The 12,585-nt window shown below is 34.1% G+C and carries 11 protein-coding genes; 3 read left to right on the top strand and 8 right to left on the bottom strand.

All coding sequences use genetic code 11. From position 1 onward, the window contains the following. The first annotated feature begins 3 nt into the window (after positions 1–3). Complete coding sequence (locus AC1Q7L_RS12180; RefSeq protein WP_492306182.1) at positions 4–852, top strand: alpha/beta hydrolase family protein; 849 nt, start codon at positions 4–6, stop codon at positions 850–852. Positions 853–952: 100 nt separating this feature from the next. On the opposite strand, the gene AC1Q7L_RS12175 is transcribed toward AC1Q7L_RS12180, so the two are convergent. From AC1Q7L_RS12175 to AC1Q7L_RS12140, 8 genes are all read right to left on the bottom strand, one after another. Further along, positions 953–1,774, bottom strand: coding sequence for a flavin reductase family protein (locus tag AC1Q7L_RS12175; protein WP_492306181.1), 822 nt, complete (start codon positions 1,772–1,774; stop codon positions 953–955). Positions 1,775–1,934: 160 nt separating this feature from the next. Beyond that, entirely contained in the window at positions 1,935–3,182 is a 1,248-nt protein-coding gene (gene fahA / locus AC1Q7L_RS12170) for a fumarylacetoacetase (RefSeq protein ID WP_492306180.1), read from the bottom strand. Positions 3,183–3,262: 80 nt separating this feature from the next. Next, positions 3,263–3,718 (bottom strand): hypothetical protein, encoded by a 456-nt coding sequence (locus AC1Q7L_RS12165; protein ID WP_492306179.1) that lies wholly within the window; start codon positions 3,716–3,718, stop codon positions 3,263–3,265. A gap of 69 nt (positions 3,719–3,787) precedes the next feature. Then, positions 3,788–4,918, bottom strand: coding sequence for a 4-hydroxyphenylpyruvate dioxygenase (gene hppD / locus AC1Q7L_RS12160; RefSeq protein WP_492306178.1), 1,131 nt, complete (start codon positions 4,916–4,918; stop codon positions 3,788–3,790). 241 nt (positions 4,919–5,159) lie between these two features. Next, positions 5,160–5,942: a hypothetical protein gene (locus tag AC1Q7L_RS12155; protein WP_492306177.1), complete on the bottom strand. Its 783-nt coding sequence runs from the start codon at positions 5,940–5,942 to the stop codon at positions 5,160–5,162. Positions 5,943–6,083: 141 nt separating this feature from the next. Continuing rightward, positions 6,084–7,358, bottom strand: coding sequence for an acetyl-CoA hydrolase/transferase family protein (locus AC1Q7L_RS12150; RefSeq protein ID WP_410693255.1), 1,275 nt, complete (start codon positions 7,356–7,358; stop codon positions 6,084–6,086). Positions 7,359–7,827: 469 nt separating this feature from the next. Then, positions 7,828–8,013 carry a bacteriocin-like protein gene (locus tag AC1Q7L_RS12145; protein ID WP_492306176.1) on the bottom strand — a complete coding sequence of 62 codons (186 nt, stop codon included), beginning with the start codon at positions 8,011–8,013 and terminating at the stop codon, positions 7,828–7,830. Between the two features lie 306 nt (positions 8,014–8,319). Next, entirely contained in the window at positions 8,320–9,471 is a 1,152-nt protein-coding gene (locus AC1Q7L_RS12140; RefSeq protein ID WP_492306175.1) for a homogentisate 1,2-dioxygenase, read from the bottom strand. A gap of 121 nt (positions 9,472–9,592) precedes the next feature. Between AC1Q7L_RS12140 and AC1Q7L_RS12135 the strand changes: the two genes are divergently transcribed. Beyond that, positions 9,593–11,662, top strand: a complete 2,070-nt coding sequence (locus AC1Q7L_RS12135) for a TonB-dependent receptor plug domain-containing protein (protein WP_492306174.1) — start codon at positions 9,593–9,595, stop codon at positions 11,660–11,662. Positions 11,663–11,841: 179 nt separating this feature from the next. After that, entirely contained in the window at positions 11,842–12,309 is a 468-nt protein-coding gene (locus tag AC1Q7L_RS12130) for a thioredoxin family protein (protein WP_492306173.1), read from the top strand. Positions 12,310–12,585: the final 276 nt, after the last annotated feature.

Below are 12,585 nucleotides of genomic sequence, written 5' to 3'. Positions count from 1 at the left end.
AACATGAAAATCACAAAACAACAAAATATAATCATCACAAATCCTGAAACCAGAGAATTTCTTGCAGACGCATTTTATCCGGAAACAGATGAAAAATTACCGTTAGTCATTTTCGTTCATGGCTACAAAGGTTACAAAGATTGGGGCGCATGGGATTTAATGGCTGAAAAGTTTGCCGAAGCCGGATTTTTCTTTGTTAAATTCAATTTTTCCCACAACGGAACGACTGTTGAAGATCCTCATAACTTTGCAGATTTGGAAGCTTTTGGAAATAATAATTATTCTAAAGAACTTTCCGATTTAGGTGTTGTGATTGATCATTTTGTTAAGCATCCGAATGTGGATGATCAGAAAATAATATTAATCGGACATAGCAGAGGAGGAGGGATTTCTATTATTAAGACTTTTGAAGATGAAAGAATTAACGGGTTAATCACTTTGGCAAGTGTGGATACATTAGAACGTTTTCCGAAAGATGAAGCTCTGGAAAACTGGAAGACGAAAGGAGTTTACCATGTGTTGAACGGACGAACAAAACAGGAAATGCCACATTATTATCAATTTTTTGAAGATTTTGAAAAAGATGAACATCGTTTTGATGTAGAAAGAGCAACAGAAATGGCGAAAGCTCATGTCTTAGTTATTCACGGAACAAGTGATGAAAGCGTAAGTGTGAAAAATGCGGAACATCTTCATATTTTAAACCCAAATTCTGAATTGTTTTTAATTGAAAATGCCAATCATACGTTTGGCTCAAAAGAACCTTGGGAAGAAGAAAATCTACCAAAAGAATTGAATACAGTTGTTGAAAAATGCATTGAATTTATCAACGATAAGATTGTCAATGAATAAAGAAAGGAAGCTGGAAGCAAGAGGTTTGAAGTTTTCATACTGTGAAAATTAGCGTTTCAATTGTAACCTCCATCTTCCTGCTTCCAACTTCCTTTCTAAATTATTTAACTAAAATTTTCCAAGCCCCATCAATTTTACTTTCCAATAATAATTTTTGAGCTTCTTGATGAATATTTTCGTCTTCATGACAGTTTTCAGAGGGTAAAATCTCAACGTTGGCAAGCATTCCCAGATCGTTTCCTGTAAATACTTTACTGTATTTTATAGCATCAGGAAGAAGATCAAAACCAATTCCTTTTGTTACCAACGGTTTTGGAACTTCAAAAAGATTATTTTCATTATTTCTGGAATACCAGTTTCCGCCGAGACGAGCGACCATATCGAGTTTTTTCTGATCTAAGTTTCCATCTTCATTCAAGTATTCTTCTCTGATATGAATTTTCTGAACCTCACAAATAACCAGATTTCCTGCACCACCCTGATCTCCCAAAGATTTTATTTCTAAAACTTTACATTCAAAGTTGACAGGACATTCTTCAATTAATTTAGGTTGAACCAGATCGGCGTCTTTCATGGTTAAGCCCGATTTGATGAACTCATTTACTCCGTCACCATATTCTGTAGAAGCTAAAGAAATTTGCTGTACAATCGGGAAATTTACAGTGCCGATGACCACTTCCTGAACTTCTAAAACGTTTTCTAACGTATGTTTCGTGGTATTGTCACGAACTCTTCTTGAGGGTGAAAAGATCAATATCGGAGGAACCGTACTGAACATATTAAAAAAACTGAATGGAGATAAATTATGATTTCCGTCTTTATCCACCGTTGAAGCCAATGCAATCGGTCGTGGTGAAACGGCTGTCTGCATGATGGTTTGTAGTTGTACTGAAGATAATTCGGAGGGGATTACTGTTTTCATATTTTTTTGATACTAAAGCTTTTGTATCTTAAAAATAGATGCTTCGACTTCGCTCAGCATGACATCGCTAAAAATTAACTGCTAAAAAAACAGCTAGTATTAGCAGTGTCATGCTGAGCGGAGTCGAAGCATCTAAATATTATTATTAAAAGTTTAAATGTTATTTAGTAGGAATAATTTTTCCACTTACTTCACCGAAACCAACTCTTACACCGTCTTTTTCAGACCAGGCTTTCATTGTTACAGTGTCGTTATCATCGATGAATTTTCTTTCCTGACCGTTACTTAGTTTGATTGGGTTTTGACCTCTCCATGTCAACTCAAGCATAGAACCGAAAGATTTTGGATCGCTTCCTGAGATGGTTCCACTTGCATACAAGTCACCAACTTCAAGGTTACAACCATTTACAGTGTGGTGAGCTAATTGCTGCGTCATGTTCCAATACATGAATTTATAATTGCTTTCAGAGATTAGGTTTTCTTCACCGTTTTCAGGCTGTAAGTAAACCTCTAAATTGATATCGTAATTTTTATCTCCTTCAAATTTTAAATAATCTAAAACTTCAGGATCCTGTGTAGGAGAAGCTGTTCTGAACTGCTCTAAAGCTTCCAAAGTAACAACCCAAGGAGAAGCTGATGAACCAAAGTTTTTAGCTAAAAATGGCCCTAGTGGAACATATTCCCAAGCTTGAATATCTCTCGCTGACCAGTCATTGAAAATAATCATCCCAAAAATAGCGTCTTCCGCTTCATTTGTGGAGATACTTTCGCCCATGTCTGTATTTTTATTGATGATGAAAGCCATTTCTAATTCAAAATCCAATTGTTTTGATGGTCCGAAAACTGGTTTTTCTGCATCAGCAGGCTTTGTCTGACCTTTTGGGCGGTTAATATCCGTTCCTGAAACCACAATTGATGAAGCCCTCCCATGATATCCTACAGGTAAATGTTTCCAGTTAGGTAATAATGCATTTGCAGGGTCACGGAACATTTTTCCAACGTTGGTAGCATGCTCAATGCTGCTGTAAAAATCAGTGTAGTTCGGAATGTGAACCGGCATCATCATTTTTACTTTATCCAAATCATAGAAAGCGTCTTCAATGGTTTTCTGATCTTTAGACAAGATAGAACCTTCCAGTAATAATTCCTGAATTTTTAAACGAACAGCATTGGTTACAGGTTTTCCCAGTTCAATAAATTCGTTTAAGGTATATGCTTCAAAAACATTGTCTTCTAATCCGTCAATGTCTTCAAAATAACTAAGGTCATACAATGTCGCAAGATCAACGATCTGATCTCCGATTCTTGTACAACATCCGATATATTCTTTGTTAAAAACTGCTACTCCGAACGGAATATTGTGTATTGAAAAGTCCGAATTGGAGGAATACTCTACAAATGATTTCATAAGATTTGAATTTAGTTTAGATTATTAAAAAGATTGCTCCGTCGCTATGCGCAATGACGAGTGTTCTTCCAAGATTTATATTATTTTTTTGAATACGATGCTTCATCGATCCATCTGTCTTTTGTGTTGACATCGATAAGATACAGAATGTCTTTTTGTTTCGTAAGCAGTAAAGTTTTGGTAACCGGAATGGGAACTCTTTTATTTTCAAGCATATTTGCTCTTAAAGAAATAATGTTCTTTTTTCTGATAATATCTCCTGTGAAAACATTTGAACTGCTTTCTCCGGTGGCTTTATCGTCAAAAACTTCTACATAAGTAGCATTTTTTCCTTTAATAATAATAAAATCCCTTTCTGTATGATCTTCCGCGTCTTTAATTAAAACAAATTTTTTGTTGTCTACGCTTTCATTTTCCAGATGTTGATTAATGCCTTTTTTTTCTTCAAGGATGGTAAGAATTTCATTCATTGATCCGTATTGAGCTTTTACACCCAATGCTCCCAAAAATAAAATCCCGATAAATAATTTTTTCATATAATGTGTTTATAAAAAAGTTTTGCCAAGACTTTGAATCCTGACAAAACTTGTAATTGTATTTTTTAATTAAAGATTACCTCTTTTCTCTTGCTCTCTCTCTAATGCTTCGAACAATGCCTTGAAGTTACCTGCACCAAAACTCTGTGCACCGTGTCTTTCAATGATTTCGAAGAAAAGAGTAGGACGGTCTTCAACAGGCTTTGTAAAGATCTGTAAAAGATATCCTTCCTCATCATGATCAATAAGTATACCTAAATCCTGTAATTTTTTTAGATCTTCATCGATATGACCAACTCTTTCAGGAACCATGTCGTAATATGCTTCCGGTGGAGCAGAAAGGAACTCTACACCACGTTTTTTAAGTTCAGTTACTGTATGAATGATGTCTTTTGTAGCTACAGCGATGTGTTGTACACCTTCTCCTTCGTAGAAATCAAGATATTCTTCTACCTGAGATTTCTTTTTACCTTCTGCAGGCTCGTTGATCGGGAATTTTGCGAATCCGTTTCCGTTTGACATTACTTTAGACATCAATGCAGAATATTCTGTGTTGATCTGTTTGTCATCAAAAGAAAGAATGTTCACAAATCCCATTACTTTTTCGTACCATTCTACGGTAGGAATCATTCTGTCCCAATCTACGTTTCCAACGCAATGGTCTACATATAATAAACCTGCATCTTCCGGCTGATAAGCGCTTTCCCACTTTTGGTAGCCAGGCATGAAAGGACCTTTGTAGTTTTTTCTTTCTACAAACATGTGAACAGTCTCTCCGTAAGTGTAAACTCCGGACATTCTTACTTCACCATGCTCATCTGTTAAAGTTACAGGCTCTAAATATGGTTTTCCACCTCTTTTTGTAGTTTCTTCGAAAGCTTGGTAAGCGTCATCTACCCAAAGTGCCAATACTTTTACTCCATCACCGTGTTTTTTTACGTGTTCGTTGATTGGTGAGTCAGACTTAAGACCAGTCGTTAAGATAAGTCTAATTTTTCCTTGTTGAAGAACATAAGATGCACGATCTCTTACTCCTGTTTCAGGACCAGCGTATGCTACAGACTGAAAACCGAAAGCGGTTTTATAATAATGAGCAGCCTGTTTAGCATTTCCTACATAAAACTCAATGTAATCTGTACCATTAATTGGTAAAAAATTCTCTGCTTGAGCAATTTTTTCGGCAAATGTAAGTGTTGACATATTTTCTCTTTTACTTTTATTTTATAGGTATGCAAAATACAAAATTCCTTGAAACCTTAAAAATATTAATGTGGAATCCTTGAAGATAGTTAACATAATCATAAAGAAGAGTTCATTTAAGTATATTTAAGTTTCTTATATCACGATTAGGTTATCTACATTTGTATACACAAAGCAAGTGGAAAAAAAATATTTCGAAAATGTGAAAGCCGTAGATCTCTACGGCTTTCATTTTTTTATGTTATTCGGTTTTCTTATTTAATCTTCCTGCGTCGGGATTATAGTTGTCCCATATTTTCCAGATGTTGTCTATTTTTTTGATGAAATAAATCTGTGTATTGAGTTGATTTACAAAGTGTTCTTCGCCAGATTCGCCAACTTTAAATAAAAGATTCCAGAATTCCTGAGACTCTAATATTTTTTTATCGGGTTCATCGGTTACAATATGAATGTCAAAAACTTCAAAATTTGAACGGTTGTTTTTTGTTACTAATTGAAAATCTCTTTCACATAATTCTCTGCTGAATTGCGATGCTCTTTCCAAAAACGGAGAATCATCAAAAACTAAGGGTTTGAATAATTCTGTTCTATGATTGGGGAAATTCTTATAAAATTCAAAAACGGTAGCACAATATTCATAGACCAATTGTTTTAAAAATGCCTGATCATCGGAATCATTCTCCTGTTTTTTCTCTTTTACAAACTGTATATAAGCGTTCAGGTCTTTGTAACCTAAAAAAATACATATTTTATCTAAAGTTTTTAAAAATCTTAAATCATTATGGGTTTTATCCTGATAGTCATTTTCGAAAAAACGTTGTAAGGTAACATGCGAAATAGTGTTTCCTATTTCGAATTTTTTTCCGCCCTTCATCTCTTCAGATTCCGACAGCTCATCTTTGATGATCTCAGAAAGAATTATATAATGGCTTCTTTTCCATTCGTCAACATTCCCTAAAACTGAGTTTTTTACTTTAGAATGTTTTATGACTTCCTCCCTTATCGAATTATATATAGTCTTCAAGTTTCTGATTTTAAAAAGGTTTTTATCAAATATTCTGCCAAAACCTTAAGGCATTTTTACCATTTCTTTATGTTAAGTTAAAAGTACGTTTTTTTTACATTAAATAAAATAAATCAAGAAATAATTTAAATATTAACGCTATTAATGTTTAAATCTTTCAAAAGCTGCTCTTTCCAACATCTCTCTGTCATCGGGGTGTGCAATGCTGATCAATTCCTGTGCTCTTTGGCGTAGATTTTTCCCGTAAAGATAAGCGGTTCCGTATTCCGTAACCACCCAATGAATGTGACCTCTCGTAGTTACAACGCCCGCTCCCTGTTTTAGGAAAGGAACAATTCTGGAAACGCCTTTTTTAGTTCTTGAAGTGATGGCAATAATGGGTTTTCCGTCTTCGCTCAAGGCGGCACCTCTCATAAAATCCATTTGTCCTCCGATTCCGCTGTATTGCATTGTTCCGATAGAATCTGCACAGACTTGTCCGGTAAGATCAATTTCAATGGCAGAATTGATCGCCACCATTTTATTGTTTCTCATAATGTTGATTGGGAAATTAACATCACTCACATCTTTGAAATCAAAAACTGTATTATCATCTACGTAATCATACAGTTTTCTTGTTCCGAAACAGAAACTTGTAATCGTTTTGTTATCATGATAGCCTTTATATTTATTGTTGATAACGTCGCTTTGAATTAAATCAATCACTCCGTCGCTCAACATTTCGGTGTGAACTCCAAGGTCTTTATGATTTCCTAAACATTTTAAAACCGCATCAGGAATAGTTCCGATACCCATTTGTAAAGTTGATCTGTCATCAATTAATTCAGCCACATTTTTTCCAACAAGCATTTCGTCGGGGCCAACTTTAGAACCGTAATCTACTGTTTGAAGCTCTTCTTCATGCCAAACCAATTTGTGAATTCTGCTGATGTGGATCATTCCATCACCGTGGGTTCTTGGCATTAGAGGATTTACAATTGCAACAACCAATTTTGCAGTATCTACTGCCGCTCTTGCAACATCTACCGAAGTTCCTAATGTGCAAAATCCATGTTTGTCTGGTGGAGAAACAGTAATTAAAGCAACATCCAGCGGTAAAATATTTTTTCTGAAAAGAATAGGAATTTCACTTAAAAAAATAGGAACATAATCTCCATTTTCAGAATTAACTGCATTTCTTACCGGTGTGGAAACAAATAATGAATTGACGAAAAAACTGTCTTTATATTCTGGTTTAGCAATTTCTACAGCTCCCTGTTGAGTGATAGAAACCATCTCTACATTTTGAAGTCTGTGGGATTGTCTTGCCAATTCATCAATTAAATAATTCGGAGTACATGCACTTCCATGAAAAAACACTCGGTTTCCGCTTTTGACGGTATAAATTGCTTCTTCTGCGCTAATATAATTATACATATTAGAGTTTTTAATTTTTATCTCTTAAAGATAATTAATATTGTATTTATTTGCTTTAAAAATGGCTGTGTTTTTTTCAAACATTTGTCATATTTTAGAAAAAAAATAAGGACTAAATACCTTGGCATTCACTCCTTTATTTATAGTATTGTTGTGGGATTCTTAATTAACCTGAGTTTGGAGAAATTACTGCTAGGTAGAAAATACCAACACAGATGCGTAAACAATTTTATAGTGAATATTTTGGAAAGTCTGATGGCATATTTTTCTTTAAAAAAAACCGTCATTAAACTTGAATAAAGTAAATGACGGTCAATTATTTTTAAACTTTGCCTATATCAAACTCAGATTAATTATAATAAAAATATTTTTTTGAAGAATCTGATAATTAAACAAAGCAGAGCTCATCGCATGCCGAAGTTTTGATAAACTAAACTCTTATAGCGATGATTGTACTTTTGTCATGATATTATAGACCATAAAGTCTTTTACATACGCATACCGTATGAGTCGAATTTTCCGGATTATAGCAAAAATCTTCAGGAAACACTTCTACAAATTGATTCATTAGTTGAACACAAGTGACACGTGTTGGATTATCTCCTCCTTTTACATTTTTTAGCTCGTTTCTCTTCAATTTTTTAAGATTTTTCATAAATAATTTATTTTATTAGTTTTTCCTACTCATATAGCTTTTCGGATTACGCTTTTTAAATCTGTTAAATTTAATAATTAATTCCAATATATATGATTTATTTCAAAAATAATTGTTTCTTTCCAAAAAATACCGTCATTTAAACCACCATTACTTTAGGATTCGTCATGAAAAATAATGATGGTCAAATATGTTAACCATACCTCACAAATTTGCGAAAAAAGACGCTTTAAATAAAGGATTTAAGGCGTCTTTTGGATGTATTTAGCGGTACTTTTTTAAATTTTAGAAAGAATTTTTACTGCTTTATTCCAACCATGAAGTTTTGTATGACGGATCTTCCACTTTCATGGCTTCTTCCGTAATTTTCAATGGACGGAAAGGGTCTACCATCACCGCATATTCTTCAGTGAATTTTTTACCAATACTTCTTTCCATAGCTCCTGGGTGAGGCCCGTGAACGATTCCTCCCGGGTGAAGCGTGAAATCCATTAAATCGATATGATTACGACTCATGAAATCACCTTCTGTGTAGAATAAAACCTCATCAGAATCAATGTTTGAATGATTATAAGGCGCAGGAATTGCCTGTGGATGGTAATCGTACATTCTTGCACAGAACGAACAAACTACAAAATTATGCGATTCAAAAGTCTGGTGAACTGGTGGCGGTTGGTGAATTCTTCCTGTAATCGGTTCGAAGTTTTTAATATTAAATTTATAAGGATAAAAGTAACCATCCCAACCTACAACATCAAACGGGTGCGTTGCATAGATGAAATCAGTGATTTGATTTTCTTTTTTTACTTTAATTAAAAATTCCCCTTTTTCGTCTTTAGGTTCAACAAAAGTCGGTGCGATGATGTCTCTTTCGCAGAATGGAGAATGCTCCAAAAGCTGTCCGAATTCGTTTCTGTATCTTTTTGGCGTGTAAATCGGAGAGTGGCTTTCCACTACGAAGAAAACGGTATCATCAGAGTTTAATTCAACCTGATAAATTGTTCCTCTCGGAATAATCAGATAGTCACCAACAGAAAAATCAAGATTTCCTACAAAAGTTTTCAAAACTCCGCTTCCGTTGTGAGCATATAAAAGTTCATCACATTCAGCATTTTTGTAGAAATAATCCATCGACTTTCTTGGTTTTGCCAATCCCATTTTCAGGTCATTGTTCACCAAAAGTATCTTGCGGCTGTCCAAAAAGTCGTCTTCAGGAGTTACATTCATTCCCTTAAACATTCTTGGCGTCACGTTTTTGTCAACGGCGATTTTCGGAGTTACATCTTTTGGTTCCCCAATAGATTTTATTTGAGTCGGACGGTGAATATGGTACAGCAAAGAGGAGATTCCATGAAAACCTTCCGTTCCGAAAAGCTGTTCGTAGTAAAATTTATCTTCCGGAGACTTAAAAATAGTATGTCTTTTTGGTGGGATTTTTCCCGACTGGTTATATCGCATTTTACTTTTATATGTAGTTTCTCAAATTTAATAATTTTTCATGAATTGTTTTTAAGAATATTTTCCATGGAGTTTTGTTGTTCTAAAAATAATTGTTAGATTTGTCTAACAATTTTGATTCATGAAACGAATATTATTCTCTATTGTCTTTTTATCCAACTATTGTTTTTCACAGGAAATGGATAGTTTGAATATAAATCAATCAAAAAAGGTTGATTCTGTAAAAATTCCACAACGGGAAGAAAGGACAAAGTTAATCGATGATGTTGTGATCACAGGAACCATAAAACCGATCAGCAGATCGAAAAGTCCCGTGGCAGTGGAGATTTACAGTCAAAAGTTTTTCCAGAAAAATCCGACTCCGAATATTTTTGAGGCTATTGCAATGGTAAACGGCGTAAAACCTCAATTGAATTGTTCGGTTTGTAATACGGGAGATATTCACATCAACGGTTTGGAAGGACCTTATACGATGATTTTAATTGACGGAATGCCGATTGTAAGTTCGCTTTCCACGGTGTATGGTTTAAGCGGAATTCCGAATAGTTTGATTGAAAGAGTGGAGGTTGTAAAAGGCCCAGCATCTTCTCTTTATGGTTCAGAAGCGATGGGCGGAGTTATTAATATTATCACTAAAAATGCTTTGACGGCTCCGAAATTAAGTGTCGATCTTATGACAACAAGTTGGGGTGAAAATAATCTGGATTTTTCAACGAAATTTAATTTTGGGAAAAATGTTGCTTCATTATTAAGTTTAAATTATTTCAGTTTTAATGAAAAAATAGATCAGAATAAAGATAATTTCACAGATTCTGCTTTACAAAATAGAATTTCAGTTTTCAATAAATGGAATTTCCAAAGAAAGGAAAACAGAATGGCTAGTTTTGCGCTGAGATATTTGTATGAAGACCGTTTTGGCGGCGAAATGCAGTGGAATAAATCTTACCGAGGAAGCAATGAAGTGTATGGTGAAAGCATTTATACCAATAGAGTAGAGGCTTTCGGGATGTATCAATGGCCAATGAAAGAAAATATTATTACTCAGTTTTCTTATAATTTTCATGACCAAAATTCTTTTTATGGAAGCAATCCGTTTGATGCCACACAAAAAGTAGCTTTCGTTCAGACGTATTGGGATAAAAAATTGGGAAGTCATGATTTGATTGCAGGAGTTACTTACAAAAGAACTTTTTATGATGATAATACTCCCGGAACTTTATCAGGAGACGGAGTAACAAATGAGCCGATGAAGTCACCTATTTTGGGGGCATTTATACAGGATCAGTGGGAAATTAATGATAAAAATACGTTGTTGTTGGGGTATCGATATGATTACGATAGAATCCATCATTCTGTGCATTCACCGCGTTTTGCATGGAAATTTTCTCCGAATCCTTATCATACATTGCGGTTTAATTTTGGGACAGGTTTCCGAGTGGTGAATTTATTTACAGAAGACCATGCAGCTTTGACTGGCTCTCGTGAAGTGGTGATTAAAGACAATTTAAAACCAGAGAGATCGATTAATGGAAATTTAAATTATGTTTGGAAAATTCCTGTTGGAAATAAATTAATTAATTTGGATGCTTCTGCTTTTTACACCTATTTCAGCAATAAAATTGTTGGTGATTTTGATACTGATCCTCAGAAAATTATTTACGATAATCTTCATGGATATGGTATTTCAAGAGGTGCTTCAATGAATGTAGACTTGAGTTTTAGCTTTCCTTTGAGTGTTAATTTAGGAGTAACTTACCTTGATGTTTATCAAAAATTTGATGGAAATGATGAAAAAGTTCAACAGCTTCATGCTCCAAAATGGAGTGGAACGTATAGTTTGACCTATAAATTTCCGAGTAATTTGACGATTGATTTTACCGGACAGTTTTATGGTCCGATGCGATTGCCTGTTTTACCGAATGATTATCGACCGGAATACTCTCCGTTTTATTCATTGGCGAATATTCAGGTTTCCAAAAGTTTCAAATCAGGATTTGAAGTGTATTGCGGAGTGAAAAATATCTTCAATTTTACTCCAAAAGATCCTTTGATGAGACCGTTTGACCCGTTTGATAAGCATGTTGATGACCCTATTAATAATCCTAATCATTATACTTTTGATACCACTTACGGATATGCTCCGATGCAGAGAATCAGAGGGTTTCTGGGTGTAAAATATACTTTGAAATAGTAATATCAATATGTAAGAAATATTTAACCACAAAAGGAACAAAAGAAATGATAGGAAAAAAAAATGATAAAAGTTTACAAAATGTAAAAGTTCTTAGGCTCGATTGTTTTGTAAGCTTTTAAGTATCTAAAAACGACTAAAAATCTTTTGTCTCTTTTGTGGTTAAAAAAATTGAAGTAATGAAACTTTTAACGATATTTTTATTTTTAATGTTTGTGCCTTGTCTTTGTCTCTCGCAGATAAAGACAGGCACTTTTTCAGACTTGGAAATTCTACAGAAAGAAACTCCAAAACCTACAATTATCCACCTTTATACAGATTGGTGCTCCGTGTGTAAGATCGAATCTTTTAAATTGAATAAAAACAAGGATCTGGTTAAAATGATCAACGACAATTTTTATTTCATCAATTTCGAAGCTGAAAAAACGAAAGATAAAATACAGTTTCAGGGAAAAGAATTCAATTATTTACCGAACGGAAATTCAGGAATACATGAATTGGCGTTGGCTTTATCTAAAAATAAAAAACAGCCTGTTTATCCGTTGTGGATTATTTTAGATTCAAAACAAAACTTGGTGTATTATCATGAAGGAGAATTTAAACCTGAAATGATGAAGCAGAAACTGTCGGAGATTTCTGCTTTGTAAACTTTTGTTGGAGAATCGCAAAGGCGCAATTTATTTTAATAACTATCTGTTTTAAGGCGCAAGGATTTTATCTGCGATAAAATTTAGGAATGCAATTATTACAGAGTTAATATAACATGACGCTTGGTAAAAATCTTTGATTTTCTTGCGCCTTAAAACAGTATATCATTTCATTCTTTGCGCCTTAGCGTTTACCAACTTATATTTCTTATTGATTTAGCGGATGATTATGCATAAAGTGAATTTTTAAAAATTCAAAAAAAATCTGCGAGAGAA

The organism is Chryseobacterium sp. GW823-FHT05E08 (assembly GCF_058795655.1).
This window is presented reverse-complemented; position numbering and strand designations above follow the sequence as displayed.